The following is a 24,543-nucleotide window of genomic DNA, read 5'->3' on the forward strand; positions in this document are numbered from 1 at the left end:
ACTGTTCAGGTTCGGGGGACTCGCCTATCGGGGCGACCTGTCTGGTTCGATTTCCAGAGTCCTCCACCACCCAGCTCGAGCTGGCGTACCAGGGCCGGGGTCTACATCCGGGCTTTGAGGTCCGCCCGGATGCCGTCGAGCACTCCGTGCACCGAGACGCGCTTCGCCTCCGTGTCCACCACATTCGCCGGCACGGTCACTGTGAGCCCCGAGCGGTAGTACGCGCGGATCCGGAAGCCGCCGGGCCACGGCGAGTCGGATCCGTCGTCCCCCTGGCCGCCGGACAGCTCGAACCATTCCAGCGCGGCGCGGCCCTCCACCCGGGTCGTGACGTGCGCGCCCGGCGATCCGTCGTCGACGACCTCCGCCGCGACCACCATGCTCGCGGTGAAGATCCCGACCCGCAGGGTGACGGCGGAGGCCGACGTCGCGGTGGCCGCGCCCAGGTAGATGATCTCGTCGTCGCCGACGGCCAGCTCGAGCTGGCGCACCAGGGCCGGGTACCAGACCGGTTTGGTCGCGGCCAGTTCCTTCATCCCGCGCTCGCCGTCCAGGAGGCTGCGCAACTGGTCCGGGATGGAGACCTGCTCTTCGCCCGGGTCTGTTTCGGTGTCCGTCTCGATCATCGCCGTGCCTCTCGGGTTGCAGGCTGGGCCGACGTCTCCCGTGGGTCCTGCGCACAGCCTAACCCCGGTCCGGCAGTATGCGACGGGCGCGACAGGTTTTCGGTCGCCGTTGCATACTTGTCGGATGACCGCAGCAAGCCTCCTCGCCTTCGCCGGCCTGTGCGTCGTCCTCGCGATCACGCCGGGGCCGGACACGTTCCTCGTGCTGCGGTTCAGCCTGTCGAGGCCGAGCGCCGGGATCGCGGCATCGGTCGGTTCGGCGGTCGGCTCGCTCGGCTGGGCGCTCGCGGTCGCACTGGGCCTGGCCGCGCTGCTGGAGCAGTCCGCGGAGCTCTACCGCATCCTGAAGATCGTCGGCGGCCTCTACCTCGTGTACCTCGGTGTCATGGCGTTCATCGCCAGCCGCAAGAACCACTCCGGCGGGGTCGAGCCGACCGCTCGCCGCACGTCGCTGTACGGAGGGTTCGCCGCCGGGGCGCTGTCCACGATGACCAACCCGAAAGTCGGCCTGTTCTTCCTCGCCGTCGCGCCGCAGTTCGTGCCCCACGACGGCTCCACGATCGGCAGCACCCTCCTGCTCGGGGCGATCGACGCGGTCGTCGGCTCGCTCTACCTCGTGGCGGTCGCGCTCCTCGCCGGCCGGGCGGTGGCCTGGCTGAAGCGGCCGGCCGTCACCACGTGGCTGGAGCGGGTGTCGGCCGGGATCCTGGCCGCCCTCGGGCTCGGCACCATCGCGCTCAGCGCGGAGTCGTAGGAGTCTCTTGCCGTCCGCCCATCGGACCGTGCGGCCGTTGGGCGTAATATAGTTGACGCATATAAACGACCGCATCTCCACGTACTCTCACGCGCACTGACAAGGACTTCCGTGGCCCGCACCGGCATCTTCACCAAAGACCACCCGCACTACCGGTGGGTGGCGCTGTCCAACACCACGCTCGGCATGCTCATGGCGACGATCAACTCGTCGATCGTCATCATCTCCCTGCCCGCGATCTTCACCGGCGTCAAGCTGAACCCGCTCGAGCCGGGCAACGTGTCGTACCTCCTCTGGATGCTGATGGGCTACATGCTCGTCACCGCGGTACTCGTCGTCATGTTCGGGCGGATGGGCGACCAGTTCGGACGGGTCCGGATCTACAACCTCGGGTTCGTGATCTTCACGATCGCGGCCATCGCGCTGTGCCTCGACCCGCTCACCGGCGGACCGGGCGCGATGTGGCTGATCGTGTGGCGGTTCGTGCAGGGCATCGGCGGCGCGATGCTGTTCGCCAACTCGACCGCGATCCTGACGGACGCGTTCCCGGCCAACAAGCGCGGCTTCGCCCTCGGGCTCAACCAGGTGGCCGCCATCGCGGGCAGCTTCATCGGCCTCATCCTCGGCGGCCTGCTGGCCGAGGTGGACTGGCGGGCCGTGTTCTTCGTCTCCGTTCCGTTCGGCATCGTCGGCACCATCTGGTCCCTCAAGTCGCTGCACGAGGTCGGGCAGAAGAACCCGGGACGAATCGACGGGCTCGGCAACGCGAGCTTCGCGCTCGGCCTGATCGCCCTCCTCACCGGTATCACGTACGGCATCCAGCCCTACGGCGGCTCCAGCCAGGGATGGGGCAACCCGTGGGTCCTCGGTGCGATCGTCGGCGGCATCCTGCTGCTCGTCGCGTTCGTGTTCATCGAGCTGCGGGTCCCGGCGCCGATGTTCGACATGAGGCTGTTCCGCATCCGTGCTTTCTCCTCCGGGATCTTCTCGGGATTCCTCGCGGCGATCGGGCGCGGCGGGCTGCAGTTCATGCTGATCATCTGGCTGCAGGGGATCTGGCTGCCGCTGCACGGCTACAGCTACGAGTCGACGCCGCTCTGGGCGGGCATCTACATGCTCCCGATCACGATCGGGTTCCTGGTGGCCGGTCCCGTTTCCGGTGCGCTCTCGGACCGCTTCGGATCGCGCTCGTTCGCGACGGTCGGACTGCTCCTCGTCGGCGCGACGTTCGTCGGCCTGCTGCTCATCCCGGTGAACTTCGAGTACTGGCAGTTCGCCCTGCTGACCGGACTCAACGGGATCGGGTCCGGCCTGTTCTCCTCGCCCAACCGCACCGCGATCATGAACAGCGTGCCGGCGAACGAGCGCGGTGCCGCATCCGGGATGGCCGGTGTGGCCCTCAACGCCGGAAGCTCGCTCTCCATCGGCATCTTCTTCTCGCTGATGATCGCCGGGCTCTCGGTGGCCCTGCCGTCGGCGCTCAGCAACGGGCTGACGTCCCACGGGGTTCCGGCGAACATCGCGGCCCAGGTCGGGAACACGCCGCCCGTCGGCAGTCTGTTCGCCGCCTTCCTCGGCTACAACCCCATCCAGAGCCTCCTCGCACCGACCGGGATCCTGACCTCGCCGCACGTGGACGCAGCCACGCTGACGGGCAAGGAGTTCTTCCCCCAGCTGATCTCCGGGCCGTTCCACGACGGGCTCGTGGTCGTCTTCATCGCCGCCGCCGTGATGAGCGTCATCGGCGCTGTAGCGTCGTTCCTCGGCGGGGCGAAGTATGTTCATGAGGAGGCCGTCGCACCCCAGCGGCAGGCCGCCCAGGAAGGCGAGGAAGTCGGTGCCCACCGCGCATGAAGCTGACGAGCGGCCGGCGACCGGAGGCGGCGACAACGAGGTCGTCGACGATGTCTCCGGCCGCCTGGCCCTGGCTGTGGGGCGGCTGAACCGCCGCATCCGCTCGTCCACCGGAGGCCTCAGCCACGGCCAGCTGTCCGCACTGTCCACCATCGTCCGCCGCGGACCCCTCCGCCCCAGCGAGATCGCCGCCATCGAGGTGGCGGCGGCTCCGACCATCACGCGGATCGTCGCCGACCTCGAGGCGCGCGGTCTCGTGGAGCGGGCTCCCGACCCGGAGGACGGACGCTCCCTCTTCGTCTCGGGGACGGAGGCGGGGAAGGCGCTGCTGGACGAGGCGCGGTCGGACCGCGCGCGGGCGGTGTCCGCGGTGCTCGCCGAGCTCACGCCGGATCAGGTGGATGCGGTCCGCGCCGCCCTGCCCGCGCTGGAGCGGGCCGCGCAGGTGGCCCCGCCCGCGTCTCCCGCGTCCCCCGCGTCCTGACGCGTCCGCCGGGTCTCCCGCGTCCCCCGCGTCCTGACGCGTCCGCCGCGTCTCCCGCATCCCCCGGGTCTCCCCGGTCCTGCCTCTCGCCAATCCGCCGAGGTGCTCGTTGTTGCACCCGCCACCGGCGTGTCGGATGCAACAACGAGCACTTCGGTGAATCGGCTTCGGTGAATTGGCCTCGGTGGATGGGACTGGGTCGAGGTGCTCGTTGTTGCAGCCGCGACCGGCGTGTCGCGTGTAACAACGAGCACTTCGGTGAATTGGCCTCGGTGAATGCACCTCGGCCGAGGGGCCTCGGCGGGTGGCGCCGGCCCGTCCGGCCCGGGGCGGGTGGCGCCGGCGCGTCCGGCTCGGGGCGGGTGGGGTCAGCGGGGGCCGGGGTCGCCGGGGCGGCCCGGGCGGCCGGGGCGGCGTGCCGCGATGACGGGGTGCGCACCCGTGTGCCCTTGGCGCTCCGCTGCGATGGCCAGGATGCGCGAACGTTGCGCGTACCAGCCGATCACGAGCAGCGGGATGATGATGACGAGCGACGCGACGGTCCACGTCCCTGTGGGGTAGTCGAACGCCATCAGCACGAGCACCGCGACGAGGAACGCGAGGGTCAGCCAGGCGGTGAACGGCGCGCCGAACAGCCGGAACGAGGGACGCGTGTAGACGCCGCGGAGCGCCCAGCGGCGCAGCTGCATCTGGCAGAGGACGATCATCCCCCAGCTGGTGACGATGCCGAGGGATGCGACGTTCAGCACGATGTTGAACGCCTGCTCCGGCACGATCAGGTTGAGGAAGACGCCGAGCACGCCGATCCCAGCGGTGAGCAGGATGCCGCCGTACGGGACCCCGCGCGAGTTCATCCGTGCGGTGAATCGGGGCGACGCTCCCGTCTGCGCCATCGAGTGCAGGATGCGACCGGTCGAATACATCCCGGCATTCAGGCTGGAGAGAGCGGCAGTGAGCACGACGAAGTTCATGATCGAGCCGATGACCGCGCTGAGCTCCGGTCCGCCGAGATGGCTGAAGAACGTGACGAACGGGCTCTGATCGGCGCTGTAGGCGCTCGCCGGGAGCAGCAGCGCGAGCAGCAGCACCGAGCCGCAGTAGAACACCGCGATGCGGAACACGACGCTGTTGATGGCCCGCGGCATGATCTTCTCGGGGTTCGCGGTCTCACCGGCGGCGGTGCCCACCAGCTCGACGCCGGCGTAGGCGAAGACGACGCCCTGCACGAGCACGACCGCCATCGCGATGGTGGCGACGCCGTGGGGCAGCAGCCAGCCGTTCTGCGAGAGCATCGCGATACCGGTCGGGCCGACATCGGTCGGCCAGCCGGCCGCCAGGACGACGATCCCGACGACCAGGAACGCGACCAGCGCCCCCACCTTGATCAGGGCGAACCAGAACTCCATCTCGCCGAACACCCTCACCGAGATGAGGTTGAGGCTCACCACCACGACGAGCGCGATCAGGGCGAGCAGCCACTGCGGGACGCTGGAGAACAGACTCCAGTACTTCACGTACAGGGCCACCGCCGTGGAGTCGACGATCGCCGTCATCGCCCAGTTGAGGAAGTACATCCAGCCGGCGACGTAGGCCATCTTCTCGCCGTAGAACTCCCGCGCGTACGACACGAACGAGCCGGACGACGGCCGGTGCAGCACGAGCTCGCCGAGCGCCCGCAGCACCAGGAACGCGAAGAAGCCGCACACCGCGTAGACGATCACCAGCAGCGGGCCGCCATCGTGCAGACGGCCGCCGGCGCCGAGGAACAGACCGGTGCCGATCGCGCCGCCGATGGCGATCATCTGCAGCTGCCGCGACGAGAGCGACTTGTGGTAGCCCTCCTGCTCGCTGGAGAAGTCCTGGACGGCCTGACTCACATCGCCGAGGTGCTCCCGGGGATTCTCGAGTTCGTCGGCCGGGTCGTGCGGTGTGCTCATGGATCGCCTCCGTCTGTTCCAGCGACCCACAGTACCGGCTGGGCCGGGCCGAGGGCGAGGTCAGCTGATCGCGAGCGTCGCCGCGGCCACCACCGCGAGCACCAGCCCGACCCATTGGACGGGCGCTACCCGCTCGCGCAGCACGACGGCCGCCAGCAGGATGGTTCCGGCCGGATAGAGGCCGACCAGGACGGAGATCGTGGTCAGCTCCCCGAGTCTCAACCCGAGCAGGATGAGGACGTTCGCGGAGGCGTCGATGGCGCCCCCGGCGATCGCGATGCCCACGCCGAGGCGTTCGAGCCGGGCGGGCGCATCCACCCGGGCTGCCGCCTCCACCCGGGCCTGCGCGTCGCCCGGGAGGAGGGCATCCACTCGCTCGCGTGCGGCTCTCTGACGCACCCGGGCGCAGCGCCGGGACCTCAGCACCAGCAGGGCGACCGCGGCCCACATCACCGCGCCGTTCACCGCGCGGTTCGCGATCAGCGGCACGACGCCGGAGTCCCTCGGCGTCTGATCGAGCAGGATGAGGAACACGCCGAGCATCGCGCCGGCGCCCACGGCCATGAGCAGCGCACGACCGCTCGGCCGCACGGCGCCCTTCTCGGGGACGAATCCGACGAGCACCACGGCGACGAGCGCGAGTCCGAGCGCGAGGGAGCCCACGAGCCCGAACCGGTCGCCCCCGACGAGTCCCCACACCATCGGCACGACGGCGGAGACCAGCGCGGTGAGCGGCGAGAGGATGCTCATCGGGCCGATCGCGAGGCATCCGTACAGGAGGCCGATGGCGACCGATCCCGCTAATCCGGACAGCGCGCCCCAGCCGAGCGCAGGCACCGACCAGGCGCCGCCCACGAAGGGGAGCGCGAGGAGCAGGAGAGCGAGGCCGCTGACCGCGCCGACCGCAGTGGTGCGCATCGGGCCGATGCGCCGCGAGGCCACGCCGCCCAGGAAATCGGCGGATCCGTAGACGATGGCGCTGAGCAGCCCGAGGACCGCCGGCATCAGCTCCCGGCCAGTCGATAGGTGTGCAGCACAGCTCCGGAGCTGAAGCGGTCCAGCTGCGTGAGCTCGAACGTCCACTTCTCGCGGTCGTCGGGGAAGATCCGGGTGCCTCCGCCGATCGTGACCGGGTAGACCATCAGCCGGAGTTCGTCGACGAGCCCCCACACCAGGAGCGACCGGACGAGCGAGGCGCTGCCCGCGACCAGGATCGGGCCGCCGTCGCCCTCCTTGAGCGTGCCGATGCCGGCGCGGACGGGATGCTCCACCGCGGTCGCGTTCCACTCCAGCTCGCGCGGCCGGGAGGTGGCGACGACCTTGGGCATGGCGTTCATCTTCTCGGCGAACTCGCCCTCGCGCGGCGGCCAGGCCTCCGCGAACTGCTCGTACGTGCGTCGGCCCAGCAGCAGCGACTCGGCCTCGAGCACCTCCCGCAGCTTGAAGGCGCGGAGGTCATCGGAACTGAACGGGATGGTCCATCCCGAGTGCCGGTGGGTCGGCTCGCCGCCGGGTGCCTCCACGACTCCATCGAGGGTCATGAACTCGGTCACGATCAGCCGGCGCATGTGGGCGATGGTACCCGAGTGCGGGTTCGACGGGGAGTTATCCACAGATCGCATCCGCCGGGCCGACCGTCAGACGCCGCGGATACGATCGAGGAATGAGTTTCACCGACGGCTGGATCCCCGGCGACCCGGCCTCCGACGACCGGGTGCCCGACGACCGGGATGCGCCTCCTCTCGACGAGGAGCCGCCGCAGCCCGAGTTCGACGACCCGTATGCCGGTGAGGCGTGGCCCGCCGCGGATGGGCCCGGGACGGCGGCGGCCGGGACGGCGGCGGCGTCCAGTCGCCCGGTATCGGCTCCGCCGGTCGTCCGGGCGACACCGCCACGGTTCGGATCCGCCGCGGAGGCGCTGCGCACGGTCTTCGGGTACGACGGGTTCCGCGGGCAGCAGCAGGCGATCATCGAACGGGTCGCCGGGGGCGGCGACGCCGTGGTGCTCATGCCCACCGGCGGCGGGAAGAGCCTCTGCTACCAGATCCCGTCGCTGCTGCGTGAGGGCACCGGAGTCGTCGTCTCGCCGCTCATCGCGCTGATGCAGGACCAGGTGGACGCGCTCACTGCGGTCGGCGTCCGTGCCGCGTTCCTGAACTCGACGCAGGACGGCTCCGCCCGGGCGGCGGTCGAGCGTGCGTACCTCGGCGGAGAGCTCGACCTGCTCTACGTGGCCCCGGAGCGCCTGTCGTCGGAGGCGACGAAGCGCTTCCTCGAGCGCGGCCGCATCGCGCTGTTCGCGATCGACGAGGCGCACTGCGTGTCGCAGTGGGGGCACGACTTCCGGCCGGACTACCTCATGCTCTCCGAGCTGGCCGACCGCTGGCCCGGCGTACCGCGCATCGCCCTGACCGCGACAGCGACTGACGCGACGCACCGCGAGATCACGTCCCGCCTCCGGATCGAGCAGGCGGAGCATTTCGTCGCCGACTTCGACCGGCCCAACATCCAGTACCGCATCGTGCCGAAGGTGGAGCCCCGCAAACAGCTGCTCGACTTCATCACCGCAGAGCATGCGGGCGACGCGGGGATCGTCTACGCGCTGTCCCGGGCGTCGGTCGAGAAGACGGCCGAGTACCTGTCGTCACGCGGCCTGACCGCTCTGCCGTACCACGCCGGTCTCGAGGCGTCCCAGCGGGCGGCGACGCAGTCTCGGTTCCTGCGCGAGGAGGGCGTGATCGTCGTCGCGACCATCGCCTTCGGCATGGGCATCGACAAGCCCGACGTGCGCTTCGTGGCCCACATCGACCTGCCCAAGTCGGTCGAGGGGTACTACCAGGAGACCGGCCGCGCCGGCCGCGACGGCCTCCCCTCGACCGCGTGGCTCGCCTACGGCCTGCAAGACGTGGTCCAGCAGCGGCGCATGATCGACGACTCCCCGGGCGACCTGGCGCACCGCAGACGCCTGACGCAGCACCTGGATGCGATGCTCGCGCTGTGCGAGACCGTCCAGTGCCGGCGCGTGAACCTGCTCGGATACTTCGGGCAGACCTCGGGCCCGTGCGGCAATTGCGACACTTGCCTGACGCCGCCCGAGAGCTGGGACGGGACGGTCCCGGCCCAGAAGCTGCTCTCGACCGTCGTGCGCCTCCACCGGGAGCGCAATCAGCGGTTCGGTGCTGGGCACCTGATCGACATCCTCCGCGGCAAGCGCACGCCGCGCGTGGAGCAGTACGGCCATGACCGCCTGTCCACCTGGGCCATCGGCGACGACATCAGCGACAGCCAGTGGCGCGGCGTCGTCCGGCAGCTCATCGCCGGAGAGCTGCTGAAGCCCGAGGGGGAGTACGGCGTGCTGGCGTTGACGCCCGGCGGTGCCGAGGTGCTCGCCGGCGGACGGACCGTGATCCTCCGCCGCGAGCCGGATCGGCCCGAGCGAGCGCCCCGCGGGTCGCGCAACGGGGCGGCGGCGGCCGACCTGTCGGCCGCCGACCAGCCGCTGTTCGAGGCGCTCCGATCGTGGCGGGCGGGTCAAGCTCGCGAGCAGGGCGTTCCCGCCTATATCGTCTTCGGCGATGCGACCCTCCGCGCGGTCGCCGCAGCCCGCCCGGCGTCGCTGGCCGACCTCGACGGCATCAGCGGCATCGGCGTGAAGAAGCGCGAGGTCTACGGCGAGGCGCTGCTCTCCGTCGTCGCCGGCGCCGACGCGGCTGCGCCGGCCTGACAGCCGCCTCCACTTCCGATCCTGCACAGCCGACCTCGTCGTTCCCCCTTGCGCGGTGCCCGAGGGGGAGTATCGTCCGTCGTTCCATCGGGCGACCAGGGAATTCCTTCCGGCCGCCCGACGTTATGACATTGAATGATTACTGCGCGATCTCGGAGGAGGAAGTAGCAGATGGCACGAATGATCGAAGAGCTGGAGGACGAGACCGGCGCGGTCATCAAGTACAAGCGTCACGCGAACGGCCGGGGACTGGTGTCCCCGACGGCGCGGGTGGCCGCGTCGGCGTACATCGAGCCGACGGCCTACGTGGAGGCCGACGCACGGGTCGGGATGGACGCCTACGTCGGCGCAGGAAGCTGGATCGACAAGGGCGCCACGGTGGGCGACCGCACCTTCGTGGGCGCGAACGTCCACGTCGGAGCGGGATGCCTCGTGGGCAGCGGAGTGAAGATCGGCAGTGGCTCCAAGCTGGGCGAGAACGCCATGGTCGGCAACGGTGCGCGCCTCGAGCGCGACACGCACGTCCCGGCCGGCGCTGTCATCGAGCTGAAGGGCGCGGCCGCCGCCCGAGCCGCCCTGGCGGCGCCGCTGCGTGCCCCGCGCCCCCAGCAGCGCGCATCCCGTCGCGCCGCCTGACCCGCGGGCCCCGCCCCAGCATCGACTACACACAGACTGCACGCGACACGCCGGTGTCGCGTGCAGTCTTCGTGTACTCGGCGATGGGGGCGGAGGGCGCGGGGCGGAGGGCGGCGCTGCGGGTTGTGCATGGTGTCACGCGCGAGGAGGGTGGATTTGGAGGTTCCCACAAGAGCGGGGTCGGGCCTGCCCGGCCCGGTTTGTAGGCCGGGCACCGACGTTTTCGCCGTCGCGGGTGGCCGGTCGTAGCGTGGCGGCATCCCGCGATCTTCCTAGAGGAGAAGTCATGGTCGACACTGCCGAACGCGTTCCGAGCGCCACCCCCGCATCCACTTCCGCCGGCCCAGCAGCGCCCTCGACGCTCACCGAGCCCACGGTCCCGCCCGCCGGCGTAGCGCCGCGGGTCGACGTCGAGGCGCTCGGCCGCCAGCTGCTCGGTCACTGGGCCGAGGCGCGGCTCGCCTCCCGGGAGGTCGCGAAGCGTCCGGAGATGCAGAAGCAGGAAGGTCTCTCGGTCGCCGACCACCGCGCCCGCGTCTTCGGGCAGCTGAAGCTCCTGGTCGAGAACGGTCAGGTCCACCGGGCCTTCCCGAAGTCCCTGGGAGGCTTGGAGGATCACGGTGGCAACATCGCCGCGTTCGAGGAGCTCGTGGCGGCCGACCCGTCCCTCCAGATCAAGTCGGGGGTGCAGTGGGGCCTGTTCGGCGCCGCCGTCCTGCACCTCGGCACGGAACGCCACCACCAGAAGTACCTCCCCGGCATCATGTCGCTGGAGGTCCCCGGCGCGTTCGCGATGACCGAGACCGGCCACGGTTCGGATGTCGCCAGCATCGCCACGACGGCGACGTACGACGCGGAGACGCAGGAGTTCGTCCTCGACACTCCGTTCCGCGGCGCGTGGAAGGACTACCTCGGAAACGCGGCAGTGGATGCGACGGCCGCCGTCGTCTTCGCACAGCTGATCGCCGGCAACGTCAATCACGGCGTCCACGCGTTCTACGTCCCGATCCGCGATGAGAACGGCGACTTCCTTCCCGGTATCGGCGGCGAGGACGACGGCCAGAAGGGCGGGCTGAACGGCATCGACAACGGCCGCCTGCACTTCACCGGCGTCCGCATCCCGCGCACCGACCTGCTCAACCGCTACGGGGATGTGGCCGAGGACGGCACGTACACCTCGCCCATCCAGAGCCCCGGACGCCGCTTCTTCACGATGCTCGGGACGCTCGTGCAGGGCCGCGTCTCGCTCGACGGCTCTGCGACCATCGGCGCGAAGCTGGGCCTCGCCATCGCGATCACGTATGCGGATCAGCGCCGGCAGTTCACCGCGGGCAGCGACACCGACGAGGAGGTGCTGCTGGACTACCAGCGGCACCAGCGCCGGCTGCTCCCGCTGCTCGCCACGACGTATGCGGCGAGCTTCGCGCACGAGGTGTTCCTGCGCAAGTTCGACGATGTCTTCAGCGGCGCCGCCGACACGGACACCGATCGCCAGGACCTGGAGACCATCGCCGCCGCACTCAAGCCGCTGAGCACCTGGCATGCGCTCGACACCCTGCAGGAGGCGCGCGAGGCGTGCGGCGGCGCGGGCTTCCTCACCGAGAACCGTCTCACCTCGCTCCGGCAGGACCTGGACATCTGGGTCACGTTCGAAGGCGACAACAACGTCCTGCTGCAGCTGGTCGCGAAGCGGCTGCTCACCGACTTCAGCCGCAAGTTCGCGAAGGCGGACGCCGGCGCGCTGGCCCGCTACGTCGTGACGCAGGCGGCGGGCCGGGCCTACCACGGCTCCGGGTTGCGGAGCGTCGCCCAGACGGTCCGCGACTTCGGCTCGACCGCCCGCGCGGTCAACTGGCTGCAGGAGCCGGCCACCCAGCGCGAGCTGCTGACCGACCGCGTCGAGACGATGATCGCCCAGATCGCCGGGCGTCTCCGTCCCGCCTCCAAGCTGGGCAGGAAGGCCGCGGCGGAGCTGTTCAACTCGCAGCAGAACGAGCTCATCGAGGCGGCCCGCGCGCACGGCGAGCTGTTGCAGTGGGAGGCGTTCACCGACGCTCTCGAGGACGCGCCCGACGCCGGCACGAAGCAGGTGCTCACCTGGCTGCGCGACCTCTTCGGCTTCGGGCTGATCGAGAAGCACCTCGAGTGGTACCTGATGAACGGCCGGCTGTCGCCGCAGCGCGCCCAAGCCGTCCGCGCCTACATCGACCGGCTGCTGACGCGGATCCGTCCGCACGCCGTCGACCTGGTGGATGCGTTCGGCTACGGCCCGGAGCTGGTCCGCGCGAAGATCGCCTCCGGCGCCGAGGCCGAGCGGCAGGCGGAGGCGCGCGCCTACTACGCCGAGCGCCGCGCCGCGGGCACCCTCCCCGAGCACGAGAAGTCCAAAAAGCGCTGACCCCCCACCGCCGAGTCCGCACAGATTGCACGCGACACGCCGTGGTGGCGTGCAGTCTCTGCGTACTCGATGGTGGGAGGCGGGGGCGCGGGCGCGGGAGCGGGCGGGGCGGGTCAGCCGGCGAGGGCGGCTAGGGCGCGGCGCAGCTGGGTGGAGGAGGTGGTCATGGTGTACGGGAAGTACACGACGTCGACTCCGACGGCCGCGAACTCGCGCTCGAGGCGGAGCCCCTTCTCGGTGCCGCGCCAGTCGTCGCCCTTGAAGAAGACGTCGAAGCGGAGCTCGCGCCACATGTCCAGCTTGTCCGGGACCGTCTCGGCGACGGCCTCGTCGACGTAGGCGATGCTGCGGACGATCTCCAGCCGCTCGTGGAGCGGGACGACCGGGGGCGTGCCCTTGGTCAGTTCGAGCATCTCGTCCGACACCACGCCCGCGATCAGGTAGTCGCACTCGCTCTTGGCGCGCCTCAGGATGTTGAGGTGTCCGATGTGGAACAGGTCGAACGCCCCTGCGGCGTAGCCGATGTGTCGGGTCACGGGCCTCCCCCTCTGATTGAGCTATCCTCACCTATTCTGGCGGATTAGTGAGGATTTGTCACCAGTGGGTTCCGGGGACTACTCCCGGGTGTTGAGAGCCGCCGCCACCGCGCTCGCCAGGGGCAGGATCTGAGCGAGCGATTGGCGGAAGACGGCCTCCGGACGTCCGTACGGATCGACGATGTCGCCCTGACCGCCGCCGCGCCAGGTGGACGGCGTCCTCCCGGCGGGTCTCGCCGGCCGGTGGGCCGCCGGCCGGTGGGCCGCCGCCCAGGCGACGAGGTCGGACGCCGTTCCCGACGCCGGAGCGCCGTCCACGATGTGCGCGAACTCGGCGAGTGTGAAGGTCCGGCGGGCGGCCGCAGCGTCGGCGGAGGCGATCCATTCCCGGTGCGCGTAGGTCGCTGTCAGGATCAGGTCGTCGATTCCCAGCATGTTCGCATCCAACTGGCGCGCACGGTGCTCGCGGACGTCGAGTCCGCGCTCGTGCAGCAGGCGGACCATGGCCGGATCGGCGGGCCATCCGGTCATCGCCTCCGTGCCGGCGGACTCCACGATGAAACCCCGGTCAGCATCCAATTCGGCCGCGAGCAGGGCTTCCATCGCCGGCGACCGGCAGATGTTGCCCGTGCAGATCGCGCGGATGCGGAAGCGGGTCGCCGAAGCCATCCGTCCATTCTCCCGGATACGCCCGCCCGCCCGCGTGCCGACACCCGAATGGGGGTGGTTCTCCGCTGCGGCGTGCTACGGTCTGTCGCTGAAAGCTCGGTTGGTTCTGTCACTGGCACCGCGCCCCCAGCGTTTGCTAACGTCACCACCAACCTGCGGCAGGAACTGGTCTCGCCTGCCACCCGTTTCCCCGTTCTACCCGACGTTTGGATAGCACCCCTCTATGTCCCGACACCCCGCTCACCGTTTCGAGACCAATCGGAAAGCGGGCGCTGCGAAAGCGCGCCTGCGATCCGGAATCGCCCTCGCGGCAAGTGCCGCAGTAGCGGCCGTGGCCGTCGGCATCACTGCCGCCGGCGCGTTCGCCGCCCCGACAAGTTACGTCGTCTCACGGCAGATCGCCGCAGACACCTTCGACCGGACCCAGACCAACGGCTGGGGCGCCGCCCAGCTCGGCGGCGCGTACCACGTGAACAGCGCTGCTGCGTTCTCGGTCGGTTCCGCCTCCGGCCGCCAGGCCGTTCCCCGGCCCGGCGCGTCGCTCACGGCCAGCCTCCCCTCCGCGACCGCGTCCGATGTGGATGCGGCTGCGAACGTCCTGATCGACACCCTGCCGTCGACCGGCAACGGCGTCTACTCGGGTGTGCAGGTGCGCTCGACCGGCACCGCGTACTACCAGGCCACCTTCCGGGTCGACGCGCGGCACCACGGCGTGCTGTCGATCACCCGCGTGAACGGCTCGACCGCCACGCAGACGACGGTCGCCGCCGAGAAGGTCGTGCTTCCGGCCGTCGCCGCCGGCGCGCCGATCCGGGTGGAGCTGCGCGCCACCGGGACGGACTCGGTCGCCCTGAGCGCCCGCGCCTGGCCCGCGTCCAGCACGGCCCCCGACTGGCAGGTGACCGCGAGCGACTCCTCGCTCGACCGCCTCAGCCACGCCGGCTCGATCGCGCTGTGGAGCTACATCTCCAGCAGCTCGGCCGCCGAGCCGGTGCGCTTCGACGATGTGACCGCGAGCGAGCTCGCGGCGCAGTCGGGTTCGACGCCCGCTCCGACGGCGACCACGCCGGTCGTCACGCCGACCCCCGGCCAGACCGTCACGCCGACGCCGGCGCCCACCCCGACGCAGACGCCGACGAGCGCTCCGCAGCCGCCGGCCACCGGCCCCACCGCGCCCAGCGGCGCCGACACGAGCATCGACCAGTCGACCGCTCGTTCGGCCTCCGGAGCGGCGCCGATCGGCAGCACCTCGTACGCGGTGCCCTCCGGCGCCTACTTCGTGGCGACCACCGGCGACGACGCCGTCTCGCGCTCGTCCCAGTCCGCGCCGTGGAAGACGGTCCAGCACGCGGTCGACGCCGTCCCCAGCGGGTCGACCATCGTGGTCCGCGGCGGCACGTATCACGAGTCGGTGACGATCCCGCGCGGCAAGAAGGTCACCATCCAGGCGTATCCGAAGGAGGCCGTCTGGTTCGACGGCAGCCGCACGGTCTCGAACTGGTCGCGCTCCGGTTCGGCCTGGGTCGCTGGCAACTGGAACGTCGCCTTCGACGACAGCCCGACGTACACGCGCGGAGCGCCCGACGGCACGACCGCCGGCTGGCAGTTCGTCAACCCGGCGTACCCGATGGCCGCGCATCCCGACCAGCTGTTCCTCGACGGGACCGCTCTGAAGCAGGTCGCCTCGCGGGCGGCCGTGACGGCCGGGACGTTCTACGTCGACGGGACCACCCACGAGCTGGTGCTCGGCTCGGACCCGACAGGTCACCAGGTCAACGCCAGCGACACGGTGAAGGCCTTCCTCGTGCTGGGTGACGGCAGCGCCCTGAAGGGCATCGGCATCCGCCGGTACTCGCCCTCCGTCCCCGACATGGGCACCGTGCAGGACTACGCCGTCGGCACCACCATCGAGAACGTCTCGATCACCGACAACGCGACCACCGGCCTCTTCGTCGGCGGGACGGACGCAACGGTCACCAACGTGACCGTCGCCCGCAACGGCATGCTCGGCGCCCAGGCGACCTACGCTGACCGCCTCCGGGTCACCGGGATGCTGGCCGACCACAACAACACGGAGCACTTCAACCGTGCTCCGGTCGCCGGCGGCTTCAAGGTCGCACGGTCGCGAGGCATCACCGTCACCGGGAGCAACTTCCTGAACAACGACGGCAACGCGCTCTGGTTCGACGAGTCGGTGTACGACGCCTCCATCGCGAACAGCGACATCGTGGGCAACTCGGGTCACGGCCTGGTCGCCGAGATCTCCGCGAAGTTCGCCATCGCGAACAATGTGGTGGCGCAGAACGGCATGGACGGCATCCTGGTCAGCGACACCAATGGAGTCGACATCCGCAACAACACGGTCTCCGGCAACGTGCGCGACATCAGCATCACGCAGGGCGACCGGCGTGCGAGCGACCTGTCCACCGCCGGCCACGACCCCCGGCAGTCGCTTCCCGACCCGACCGTGACCTGGATCACCGGCAACGTCACCGTGACGAACAACATCCTGGCGAACAGCCTGGGCAACGCCGTGCTCGCGGTCGAGGACTACAGCCACTGGCACTCGGCGGAGCAGATGGGGATCACCCTCACGGGGAACGTCTACCAGCGCACCTCGGCGGGTAGCCCGACCTGGCTCATCGTCTGGTCGCGTGGCGCCGGAAACCCGGCCGTCTACAACTCGCTCGCCGAGTTCACGGCAGCGACCGGGCAGGACCGCACGTCGCGCTCCTTCGATGGTCAGAACGTGCTCTCCGCCGGGTTCGCCCCGCTGCCGCTGGTGACCTCGCTCACCTCGGCGCTGGCTCAGCCGCTCCCCGCGGCGACGGCCGCGTTGACCGGCAAGCCGGCCGGCTCGCTGCGGATCGGTGCGTGGAACTGACCCGGCAGCGCGATCAGCGGGAGCGGAGCAGCCGCGCCACGGCGATCACTCCCGCCAGATCCCGCCGGATCGCCGGGATGAGCAGGACCGCCACCCCGTAGACCAGCGCCAGCGCCACGACGGCCGCCGCCACCTGGACCACCGTGCCCAGGGCGGCGGCCGTCGTGCATGCCGCCCAGGCGGCGGCGCCGCCGAGCATCGCGCAGGCGAGCACCCGGCCGGCGCCGGCGTACAGCCGGGCCGTCGGGACCGCTGTGTTCCGCGACAGCCACCAGAGGGAGAGGGGCCACGAGAGGGCGGGCGCGATGGCGTATCCGATCGCGACGCCGAGGACGCCCCCGAACGATCCGATGGCGATGCAGACGACCTTGATCGCGGCGCTCACCAGGGAGTAGCGGAGGAGCGCCCCCGTCAGGCCGCGTGAAACGTACGCCCAGTAGCCGACGAACGCGAGGAGCTGGAAGATCCCGGCGACGGCGAAGAGGCGCAGGATGGGCGCGGCCGCGCTCCACTTCGGCCCCAGCAGCAGGGCGGTGAGCGGGTCGGACGCGCCGGCGACGAGAGCGAGGCCGGCCACGATGGTGTACCCGAGCGCCAGCTGGCCCCGGCTCAGCCACTCGCCGAACCGCTCTTTCTGATCCTGGAGCCGTGACAGCGCAGGCAGGGCGACGGTCGTCAGCGGGACCCGCACCTGGTTGAGCGGAGTCATCAGCAGCTGGAACGCCCGGCTGTACACCCCGAGTGCTGCGGTCCCGAAGCGCGCACCGACGAGGACGTTGTCGATGTTGTTGCTGACGTAGGTCACCAACTGGGACGCGAGCATGTTCCAGCCGAAGGCGAGGAACGCGCCGACCGGCGCATCCCGTCGGGGGAGCCCCGGGAGCCAGCCCGCCGCGACGATCAGCACGACGAGCAGCACGAGTGCCTGGGTGAGCTGCTGCGCGACGAGCGCCCAGAATCCCCAGCCCGCGAGCGCGGAGACGATCGCGACGGCCAGGGCGACGGCGGGGGCGAGGATGTCGGCGGTCGCGACAGCGGAGAAGCGCATCCGTCGCACGAGATCGGCTCGGTACTGGGTGCCCAGCCCGTTGATCAGGAACGTGAAGGCCAGTGCGTGGGCGATCGGCACCAGGTCCGGCTGACGGAACGCCAGGGCGATGAGTCCCGCTCCGCTGAAGACGATCGCCGTGAGGACCGCGCCGATCCCGGCGTTGATCCAGAACAGATTGCCGCGCTGGCCGCGGCTGACGCTCGGCGACTGGATGGAGGCCGACGAGAGCCCGAAGTCGCGGAAGAGCTCGCCCACGCCGATGATGGCGACGACCATGGCGATCAGGCCGTAGTCGTGCGGGCTGAGCAGCCGCGCCAGGACGATGACGGAGGCGACCTGCACGACGACCTTGCCGCCCTGCGCGCCCAGAGTGACGGCCGCCCCGCGGACCGCCCGGCCGCCGAGGCCGCGCGTGTCTTCCGGGTCTGCAGCGTCCCGCCGCCCGGGCCGGGAGCGCGGGGTGCGGATGGTCATGACCGGAGTCCTGCGGCGGCCCGGCGATCCCGGGCACGTCGATAGGTCCCGCGCGCGACGCGCACCACCTCGCGCAGCCGGGGGAGCGCGAGCGCGAGCAGTCCGAACCCCCGGAAGTGCGGGACGGAATCGCCGGCGAGCCGGGCACCCGCGAGGCGTCCCGCCAGTGTGCTGCGACGAGTGGTCTGCAGCGGCTGGACGGCGGCCAGCTCGTCGAGGTCGATCGTGCTCACCGAGATGACTCCGGCCTCGATCGCGCGGAGGACGATATCGTAGCCGCGCTCGGTGCGCGCGATGAGGGCGCTGCGGCCGTCGCCGTCGGCGAAGACCGGGTACCCCTTCTCGTCCGACTCCCAGAAGTCGGCTGCCGTGATGTCGGCGCTCTCGCCGACTCCGTCCGGGCAGATCTTGCAGCGCCACTGGGTGGCAGGACCGAGGGCAGAGCCCCAGGACTCGTCGTAGCTCGCGTCGCTCGACGTCCCATCCGGGCGCTGGACCGTGAACCGTCCGGGCCAGCCGCGCCCGCGGTACCAGAGGTCGGTGACGGGTGTCCCGGCCGGCGAACCGAGCTGCGCCGCCAGCCGGTCGGTGGCGTGCTGACTCGGCGTGCCGGCGCAGAAGAAGGAGAGGAGCACGGGGTTGTCGTCCCGGCGTCCGTCCGGGCGGGAGGTCAGCGCACGGATCGCACTGACCTCGCACGGCTTCCCGACCATGACCGTGCCGGGGAGCAGGGCCTCGGGACGGGAGGCGCTCGCCGTGGGCGCATAGCGGGAGCCCGCCGCGGTCAGCGCTTCCTCCCGGGAGAGGATGCTGACGCTCACGGTCCGGCGCGGCTCCTGCGTGTCGGCACGGGCTCCGACCATCCGGGCGGCCTGGCCGGTCTCGAGCATCCAGGCGGCGATCGCCGTGAGCGCGCCGCCGCTGCTTCCCCGGAACCGGACGTCCGTGTCGGTCGCCCACGCCATCCAGACCCGGAGGTAGGGGCCCATCGTCGGGTGCCGCCGGGTCGACGGGGGCCGCACCGCGCGGACGGTGACGCCCGGGCACGCCTCCTCGAACCGGCGGAGGGCGTCGGGCCCCACGGGCGCGGAGTCGACGGGTGCCTGCGGGGAGCCCGCCGGCTGGGGGTCCACCGGCTGGGTGTCCACCGGCTGGGAGTCCACCGGTACGGGCCGGAGGTTGCCCTCCTCGTCGAGGCGCATCCGGAGGCCGGGGTCGAGGAGGGTGCAGGCGCCGCATCCGCTGCAATTGCCCGAGGCGACGACCCGGGCGACCGCAGCACGCAACGCGGCGGTCCGGGCGCCGGTCGCGTCGCTCGTGGAGGCTCGTGCGGTCGCGGTCATGTGGCGACCCGATCGAGGCCGCGCGCGAGGGCTGCGACCGCGCCTTCGAGCCGGTCTCCCGCGACCTCCAGCACCCGGCCGGCGTCCGCCGTGAGGCGGGGGTCGGCGGTCTGCGCGAGCACCTCCTCCACGGGGTCCGCGGCCGTCCGCAGATCGACCGAGCGCGTCCAGCCGAGGTCGGCGAGCAGGGGGCCGAACTTGCGGGAGTAGGGGAGCGGCACCGCGGGAGTCCCGGTCGAGAGTGCGTTCAGGCAGGCATGCATGCGTGAGCCGAGCACCACGTTCGCGGAGGCGACCGTCCGGCGGACATTGTCCAGCCCACCGGGCACGACCGTCTCCAGCCGGTGCTTCCGCTCGGTGAGGAGTTCCGAGATGGCGTCGATGTCCGAGTCGGGGTTGTCCGATTCGAGGACATGGGCGAGCAGCGTCACCTCGCGCCCGTCCGCGGCGAGGGCATCGAGCAGGCGATGGATGGTGCCGCGGTAGCGCGAGCTGTCGACGTGCGGATTGGGGTGCCAGAGCAGCCCGGAGACGTTGAGCACGACATCCCGGCTCTTCTGCACCTCCGGGCGTGCGAGGGCGAAGACGACGTCGGTGGTGAGCACGTCGACCGGACGGCCCAGCGCCCCGGCGGCATCGGCGCTCTCGCTGTCGCGGGCCATCACCAGCTGCGATCGCCGGAGGCTGCGCCGGGCGAGAGCGCGGCCGGTCGCCGTCCGGAACGGTCCGATCGTCTGCGGCCCGAGGACGACGGCGACACCGGCCTGGGCCGCGAACTCGGCGACGGCCGACATGACCGCCAGCCGGCGGATCCCGTAGATATCGGCGAAGCTGTCGCCCGAGCGGGTGTCGATCACGAGGTCGAACCCGGCGAGCCAGCGCTGCATCCCTTTACGCCCGGTCGCTCGTTCTGCGAGGAGCGAGCGGAGCCGGCCGATCGGCAGCTGGGGAACGCGCATCCCGTAGTTCTGGAAGACGATCTCGCTCTGCGGATGCACACGTCTCAGGAGGGCCGCTGTCCCCGCGCCGAGCGCGCGCACGCCGAGATTCGGCGATGCGTCGTCGGCCCAGAGGATCAGTGTTCGCATGGCGCTCCCGGGTCGGGTCGGTGGGGATCGCACGCAGGCGCCCAGCGCGCGCCCAAGTGAGACTTACTCATGTATCTTAGCCAGCGGACGCTCGGCGCGTGACCCCAATTGAGGGCGCGTGAGGCAATTGCCGCGTCGTGCCAGAGTGGACCGCATACCGGCCGGAGGGGGAGAGATGCGCGAGCTCGTCGTGCAGCAGTCCTTCCCCGACCCGCGCCCGACCACCAACCCGTACCTGATCATGCTGCGCGACGCCGTCGCCGCGCAGCCGGGCGTCGAGGTCCGCACGTTCACCTGGCGTCGAGCGCTGCTCGGCCGGTACGACGTCTTCCACGTCCACTGGCCGGAGATCCTGGTCTCGGGGCACAGCCCGCTCAAGAAGGCCGTGCGGCAGGTCCTCACCCTCGCGCTCGTCGTGAAGCTGCGGCTGACCAGGACCCCGATCGTCCGCACCGCGCACAACCTCGAGATCCCGGACGGGATCAGCAGGCGGGAGAGGGCGCTCCTGCGCCTGATCGACCGCTCCACCACTCTCCGCATCCGGCTGAATCCCCTGACTCCGGTGCCGGAGGGGTCGGCCGTCGAGACGATCGAGCACGGGCACTACCGCGAATGGTTCGCCCGCTACCCGAAGCATCCGGCAACGCCGGGGCGGCTCGCCTACGTGGGCCTGGTGCGGCGCTACAAGGGCGTGGATGCGCTCATCGCCGCCTTCCGCTCGGCCTTCCGGTCGTCGCCGCCCGAGCCGCAGGCGACGTTGACCGTCTCGGGCAAACCGTCCTCCGACGAGCTCGCCGAGCTGCTGCGCGAGGCGGCGCGCGGGGACGACCGCATCGCCCTCCACTTCGCCTTCCTCTCGGACGAGGAGCTGGTCGCGACGGTCACCGAGGCGGAGCTCATCGTGCTGCCGTACCGCGAGATGCACAACTCCGGCGGCGCGCTGTCGAGCCTGTCCCTCGACCGTCCGGTGCTCGTCCCGGACAACGAGGTGAACCGGATGCTCGCGGCGGAGGCCGGGGAGCTCTGGGTCCAGTGCTACCAGCCGCCCCTGACCGCGGCCGACCTCGAGCGCGCGCTCGCCGCGGTGCGGCCGCGCGACCCGGCGGCCCGCCCGGACCTCAGCCGGCGCGGCTGGGAGGAGACGGGTCGACGCCACGTGGACGCCTACCGGCGCGCCATCGACCTCAGCGGCCGCGGGGCCGGACGAAGACGCCCCGGTTGACGACGCGCCCCGCTTCGAGCGCCTCACCGAGGGATCGGACGCGCAGGCCCCTCGCCGCCGAGATGTCGAGGATCTCGGAGGCGAGCCGCAGGCGATCCACCTGCGGCTCCGGTCCGTCGTCGACCCCGTCGAGGGCGGACGCGAAGTTGTCGTGGGCGAGCAGGATGGCGCCCCGCCGCGCTCCGGCCCGGGCGGCCGCGATGCGCTGGTCGTCCGTCAGTGCTGCAGCACCATCCCGGACAGAGGTGCTCCAGATGACCGGCGTGAGCCCCGCATCCCGTACCGAGCGCCAGCCGGCGAACGTCAGGTGGCCGTACGGCGGCCGGTACCAGCGCACCTCGCGGCCGATCGTGTCCTCGAGCTCGCGGCGGCCGTCGTGCATCCGGCGGCGGAACACGTCGGGGGCGATGGTCGCCGCATCGACGTGGTCGATGCCGTGCAGGGCGACCTCGTGACCGTCCTCCAAGAGGGCACGGGTCAGCGCCGGGTCGCGCCGCACGCGCGACAGGAGCACGAAGAAGGTGGCCGTCGCGGAGCGGGAGGCCAGCAGCTCGAGAAGGCGATCGGTCATGCCGGCGACCGGACCGTCGTCGTAGGTCAGCACGAGCTCCGGCGCGGAGGTGCGCACCGACACGACGGAGCCGACGGGCGCCAGCGCGAACCGGATGGCGTCGCGCCCGAAGCGACGAAGGCCCGCGCGCCGCAGGCTCACGCGTCGGCCCCTGCGGCTTCGCCGGCGCGACCGGTGCGCGCGTACTCCTGGTACACGACCCCGAACGCGCCGGACACCATCCCGCCCCCGCGCCAGACGGCGCGTGCGCCCCGGGCCTGGTGGCGGAGGGATCCGGTGGCCCGGCCGGCGAGCCACCGGCCGGCGCCGCCGACCACGCGGACGCAGCCTCCGACCACTGCCGTGAGGCGCGCGAGAGCGCGGCGGAGGGGAGTCGGGGCGAGCCGGATGCGGATGGTGCTGGTCGAGTTGCCGTGACTCCAGGCCCGCTGCAGGACCCAGCGGCGGGTCATCCGCTCGGGCGGGACGACGTCGGTGATCGCCGACTCGTCGCACCACACCATCCGGTAGCCCCGGCTGTAGAGCTGCCGGCTGAACAGCGTGTCCTCTCCGCCGCTCAGCCCCAGGTCGTCGGCGAACCGGACCCCGGCCGCGGCCACTTGTTCGAGATCGAGCAGGAGGTTTCCGGCGGCCGCGACGTCGATGGGCGTCCCGGTGGGCATCCGGCGGCGGACGTAGAACGACCCGGCCTCGAGCCAGGCGTCGAGCTCGCCGCGGAACTCCGCAACGACCCGGCCGGAGACGGCGGCGGGCCGGCCGGACGAGCTCCAGGTGTCGAGAAGACGTGCGAGCCAGCCGTCGTGCGGAAGCTCGTCGTCGTCGATGAAGGCGAGCAACCGGGTGCCGGCCTCGCTCAGCGCACGGTTCCGGACGGCCGAGATTCCGGGATGGGACTCGACGACGGCGCGTGCGCGGGCATCCGGGAGCGCATCCACGACGGCCTTGCCGCTTCCCTCCGGGTCGTTGTCGACGACGAGCACCGTGGTGGGATAGGGCGCGCCGGCCTCAGTGGCGTGGGCCAGCAGCATCGGCAGCAGCGCACCGAGTTCGGCTGGACGGTGGAACGTCGGCACGGCTATCGTCACTGTCACCGGTTCCTCCGGTTGCACGGTCACCCCCCTCACGTCAGAGCGGAAGTCTATGCCAGACCCGACCCGGGACACGTCGGCGGCGCGGCCCGAAAGCACGCCGTCGTTCGCCGGCGAGGCGATCGTCGTGGTCAATTACGGATCCTCGCGGCTGCTCGCGGAGAACCTCGCGCCGCTCACCCGCGCGGCGACGGGCCTGCTGACGGTCGTGGTGGACAGCCTCAGCACGGACGCCGAACGCGAGGCGATCGTCGCGTTGTGCCGGCAGGAGGGCTGGATCGCCGTCCTCCCCGACGACAATCCCGGCTTCGGGTCGGGCATGAACGCCGGGGTCGCCCGTGCCGCCGAGGCGGGCGCCGAGCGCATCCTGCTCCTCAACCCGGATGCCGTGATCGCTCCGGTGGATGCGCGCGCTCTGTTCGACGCGGTGATCGCCGACCCCGAGGCTCTGGTCGCCCCGCGCATCCTCCGCCCGGACGGGTCGGTCTGGTCGGCGGGCGCCGACGTGTCCCTGGTGGATGGGCGGATGACATCGGCGCGCCGGCGGCCGCAGCCGCCCGGACGACGGGCCGAGCCGTGGCTCAGCGGCGCATGCCTCTGCGTGTCGGTGCCGCTCTGGGAGCGCGTGGGTGGCTTCGCCGACGGCTACTTCCTCTACTGGGAGGACGTGGAGCTGTCGTTCCGGGTCCGCAGGGCCGGGGGCCGCCTGACGCTCCTCGACAGCGCGACGGTGACGCACGCCGAGGGCGGCACGCAGCGGCCGGGCGCCGAGAGCGCGGCGACCGCGAAGTCCGCGGGCTACTACTACTTCAACATCCGCAACCGGATGCTGTTCGCCGCGCTCAACCTGCCGGACGACGACCTCGCCCGGTGGCTGCGCACCTCGCCCCGCGTCGCCGGGGAGATCCTCCTGCAGGGCGGCCGTCGCCAGTTCCTGCACCCGGTCGCGCCGCTGCGTGCGGCCTGGCGCGGCTTGCGCGACGGACGGCGGATCGCCCGGGCCGAGCTCGCCGCACGGGCGGAAGGTCGTGATCGCTCGTCGGTGGGGACTCCCCTGACGCCGTGACCCTCTGATGAGGGGGGCGACAGGTGAGGAATTCTCGCTTAGTCTGGTGGTGCAACAGCGACCCGACCCCTGATGCGACCTGATAGCCGTTCCGTCCTCTCTCCCGAGGGAGGCTCACGGAGACATCGTTGGCCGAGC

At 71.3% G+C, this 24,543-nt stretch carries 20 protein-coding genes; 9 read left to right on the forward strand and 11 right to left on the reverse strand.

Annotated features, from left to right (window positions below):
- Positions 1-101: 101 nt before the first annotated feature.
- Entirely contained in the window at positions 102-626 is a 525-nt protein-coding gene (locus BM287_RS10235; protein ID WP_090039051.1) for a hypothetical protein, read from the reverse strand.
- Positions 627-750: 124 nt separating this feature from the next.
- On the opposite strand from BM287_RS10235, the gene BM287_RS10240 reads away from it, so the two are divergent.
- The 3 genes from BM287_RS10240 (at position 751) to BM287_RS10250 (ending at position 3,718) form a co-directional block, all read left to right on the forward strand.
- Complete coding sequence (locus BM287_RS10240) at positions 751-1,380, forward strand: LysE family translocator (RefSeq protein ID WP_090039053.1); 630 nt, start codon at positions 751-753, stop codon at positions 1,378-1,380.
- Positions 1,381-1,491: 111 nt separating this feature from the next.
- The gene (locus BM287_RS10245) at positions 1,492-3,234 is read left to right on the forward strand and encodes an MFS transporter (protein ID WP_090039055.1); all 1,743 of its coding nucleotides are present in this window, start codon (positions 1,492-1,494) and stop codon (positions 3,232-3,234) included.
- Positions 3,218-3,718, forward strand: coding sequence for a MarR family winged helix-turn-helix transcriptional regulator (locus tag BM287_RS10250; protein WP_090039057.1), 501 nt, complete (start codon positions 3,218-3,220; stop codon positions 3,716-3,718). The genes BM287_RS10245 and BM287_RS10250 overlap by 17 nt, the downstream gene beginning before the upstream one ends.
- 368 nt (positions 3,719-4,086) lie before the next feature.
- On the opposite strand, the gene BM287_RS10255 is transcribed toward BM287_RS10250, so the two are convergent.
- The 3 genes from BM287_RS10255 to BM287_RS10265 are packed head-to-tail and all read right to left on the reverse strand — an operon-like array spanning position 4,087 to position 7,223.
- Positions 4,087-5,655, reverse strand: coding sequence for an amino acid permease (locus BM287_RS10255; protein ID WP_090039059.1), 1,569 nt, complete (start codon positions 5,653-5,655; stop codon positions 4,087-4,089).
- A gap of 60 nt (positions 5,656-5,715) precedes the next feature.
- Positions 5,716-6,660, reverse strand: a complete 945-nt coding sequence (locus BM287_RS10260; protein WP_090039061.1) for an EamA family transporter — start codon at positions 6,658-6,660, stop codon at positions 5,716-5,718.
- The gene (locus tag BM287_RS10265; RefSeq protein WP_170857511.1) at positions 6,660-7,223 is read right to left on the reverse strand and encodes a dihydrofolate reductase family protein; all 564 of its coding nucleotides are present in this window, start codon (positions 7,221-7,223) and stop codon (positions 6,660-6,662) included. Before BM287_RS10265 ends, BM287_RS10260 begins: the two co-directional genes overlap by 1 nt.
- 95 nt (positions 7,224-7,318) lie before the next feature.
- On the opposite strand from BM287_RS10265, the gene recQ reads away from it, so the two are divergent.
- The 3 genes from recQ to BM287_RS10280 all read left to right on the forward strand — a co-directional run bounded on the left by recQ (position 7,319) and on the right by BM287_RS10280 (position 12,413).
- Complete coding sequence (recQ, locus tag BM287_RS10270; protein ID WP_090039065.1) at positions 7,319-9,379, forward strand: DNA helicase RecQ; 2,061 nt, start codon at positions 7,319-7,321, stop codon at positions 9,377-9,379.
- A 171-nt stretch (positions 9,380-9,550) separates the two neighbouring features.
- On the forward strand, positions 9,551-10,015 hold the full coding sequence (locus tag BM287_RS10275; protein ID WP_244528153.1) for a DapH/DapD/GlmU-related protein: 465 nt from the start codon (positions 9,551-9,553) through the stop codon (positions 10,013-10,015).
- A 286-nt stretch (positions 10,016-10,301) separates the two neighbouring features.
- Complete coding sequence (locus BM287_RS10280) at positions 10,302-12,413, forward strand: acyl-CoA dehydrogenase family protein (RefSeq protein ID WP_090039069.1); 2,112 nt, start codon at positions 10,302-10,304, stop codon at positions 12,411-12,413.
- Positions 12,414-12,526: 113 nt separating this feature from the next.
- Here the strand turns inward: BM287_RS10280 and BM287_RS10285 are convergent, their stop codons facing one another.
- Both BM287_RS10285 and BM287_RS10290 read right to left on the reverse strand, forming a co-directional pair.
- The gene (locus BM287_RS10285) at positions 12,527-12,949 is read right to left on the reverse strand and encodes an FAD synthase family protein (RefSeq protein ID WP_090039071.1); all 423 of its coding nucleotides are present in this window, start codon (positions 12,947-12,949) and stop codon (positions 12,527-12,529) included.
- A gap of 78 nt (positions 12,950-13,027) precedes the next feature.
- Complete coding sequence (locus tag BM287_RS10290) at positions 13,028-13,618, reverse strand: arsenate reductase/protein-tyrosine-phosphatase family protein (protein ID WP_090039074.1); 591 nt, start codon at positions 13,616-13,618, stop codon at positions 13,028-13,030.
- Between the two features lie 331 nt (positions 13,619-13,949).
- Here BM287_RS10290 and BM287_RS10295 point away from each other — a divergent pair, with 331 nt between their 5' ends.
- Entirely contained in the window at positions 13,950-16,502 is a 2,553-nt protein-coding gene (locus tag BM287_RS10295) for a right-handed parallel beta-helix repeat-containing protein (protein ID WP_244528154.1), read from the forward strand.
- Positions 16,503-16,515: 13 nt separating this feature from the next.
- Here the strand turns inward: BM287_RS10295 and BM287_RS10300 are convergent, their stop codons facing one another.
- From BM287_RS10300 to BM287_RS10310, 3 genes are read right to left on the reverse strand one after another with little or no spacing between them, the layout of a single operon-like run.
- Positions 16,516-18,027 carry a lipopolysaccharide biosynthesis protein gene (locus BM287_RS10300; RefSeq protein WP_090039078.1) on the reverse strand — a complete coding sequence of 504 codons (1,512 nt, stop codon included), beginning with the start codon at positions 18,025-18,027 and terminating at the stop codon, positions 16,516-16,518.
- On the reverse strand, positions 18,024-19,370 hold the full coding sequence (locus BM287_RS10305; RefSeq protein ID WP_090039081.1) for a Coenzyme F420 hydrogenase/dehydrogenase, beta subunit C-terminal domain: 1,347 nt from the start codon (positions 19,368-19,370) through the stop codon (positions 18,024-18,026). Before BM287_RS10305 ends, BM287_RS10300 begins: the two co-directional genes overlap by 4 nt.
- Positions 19,367-20,458, reverse strand: coding sequence for a polysaccharide pyruvyl transferase family protein (locus BM287_RS10310; protein WP_090039083.1), 1,092 nt, complete (start codon positions 20,456-20,458; stop codon positions 19,367-19,369). The genes BM287_RS10305 and BM287_RS10310 overlap by 4 nt, the downstream gene beginning before the upstream one ends.
- Positions 20,459-20,633: 175 nt before the next feature.
- Here BM287_RS10310 and BM287_RS10315 point away from each other — a divergent pair, with 175 nt between their 5' ends.
- A complete protein-coding gene (locus BM287_RS10315) occupies positions 20,634-21,680 on the forward strand; it encodes a glycosyltransferase family protein (protein ID WP_090039085.1) in 1,047 nt (348 codons plus the stop codon).
- Here BM287_RS10315 and BM287_RS10320 read toward each other — a convergent pair.
- Complete coding sequence (locus tag BM287_RS10320; RefSeq protein WP_244528155.1) at positions 21,643-22,392, reverse strand: polysaccharide deacetylase family protein; 750 nt, start codon at positions 22,390-22,392, stop codon at positions 21,643-21,645. The two genes, BM287_RS10315 and BM287_RS10320, sit on opposite strands and share 38 nt — an antisense overlap.
- Positions 22,389-23,336: a glycosyltransferase family 2 protein gene (locus BM287_RS10325; RefSeq protein ID WP_244528156.1), complete on the reverse strand. Its 948-nt coding sequence runs from the start codon at positions 23,334-23,336 to the stop codon at positions 22,389-22,391. Before BM287_RS10325 ends, BM287_RS10320 begins: the two co-directional genes overlap by 4 nt.
- Positions 23,337-23,391: 55 nt before the next feature.
- On the opposite strand from BM287_RS10325, the gene BM287_RS10330 reads away from it, so the two are divergent.
- Positions 23,392-24,405, forward strand: a complete 1,014-nt coding sequence (locus BM287_RS10330) for a glycosyltransferase (RefSeq protein WP_090039087.1) — start codon at positions 23,392-23,394, stop codon at positions 24,403-24,405.
- Positions 24,406-24,543: the final 138 nt, after the last annotated feature.

It is taken from the genome of Leifsonia sp. CL147, assembly GCF_900114565.1.
In the GTDB taxonomy this organism is placed as follows: Bacteria; Actinomycetota; Actinomycetes; order Actinomycetales; family Microbacteriaceae; genus Leifsonia.

What these genes read in the sequence shown, in the direction of transcription:
- BM287_RS10240 (WP_090039053.1), top strand. Translation starts at nt 751, where the DNA reads ATGACCGCAGCAAGCCTCCTCGCCTTCGCCGGCCTGTGCGTCGTCCTC.
- BM287_RS10315 (WP_090039085.1), top strand. Translation starts at nt 20,634, where the DNA reads ATGCGCGAGCTCGTCGTGCAGCAGTCCTTCCCCGACCCGCGCCCGACC.
- BM287_RS10235 (WP_090039051.1), bottom strand. Translation starts at nt 626, where the DNA reads ATGATCGAGACGGACACCGAAACAGACCCGGGCGAAGAGCAGGTCTCC.
- BM287_RS10300 (WP_090039078.1), bottom strand. Translation starts at nt 18,027, where the DNA reads ATGACCATCCGCACCCCGCGCTCCCGGCCCGGGCGGCGGGACGCTGCA.
- BM287_RS10260 (WP_090039061.1), bottom strand. Translation starts at nt 6,660, where the DNA reads ATGCCGGCGGTCCTCGGGCTGCTCAGCGCCATCGTCTACGGATCCGCC.
- recQ (WP_090039065.1), top strand. Translation starts at nt 7,319, where the DNA reads ATGAGTTTCACCGACGGCTGGATCCCCGGCGACCCGGCCTCCGACGAC.
- BM287_RS10330 (WP_090039087.1), top strand. Translation starts at nt 23,392, where the DNA reads ATGCCAGACCCGACCCGGGACACGTCGGCGGCGCGGCCCGAAAGCACG.
- BM287_RS10280 (WP_090039069.1), top strand. Translation starts at nt 10,302, where the DNA reads ATGGTCGACACTGCCGAACGCGTTCCGAGCGCCACCCCCGCATCCACT.
- BM287_RS10290 (WP_090039074.1), bottom strand. Translation starts at nt 13,618, where the DNA reads ATGGCTTCGGCGACCCGCTTCCGCATCCGCGCGATCTGCACGGGCAAC.
- BM287_RS10255 (WP_090039059.1), bottom strand. Translation starts at nt 5,655, where the DNA reads ATGAGCACACCGCACGACCCGGCCGACGAACTCGAGAATCCCCGGGAG.
- BM287_RS10305 (WP_090039081.1), bottom strand. Translation starts at nt 19,370, where the DNA reads ATGACCGCGACCGCACGAGCCTCCACGAGCGACGCGACCGGCGCCCGG.
- BM287_RS10275 (WP_244528153.1), top strand. Translation starts at nt 9,551, where the DNA reads ATGGCACGAATGATCGAAGAGCTGGAGGACGAGACCGGCGCGGTCATC.
- BM287_RS10265 (WP_170857511.1), bottom strand. Translation starts at nt 7,223, where the DNA reads ATGCGCCGGCTGATCGTGACCGAGTTCATGACCCTCGATGGAGTCGTG.
- BM287_RS10310 (WP_090039083.1), bottom strand. Translation starts at nt 20,458, where the DNA reads ATGCGAACACTGATCCTCTGGGCCGACGACGCATCGCCGAATCTCGGC.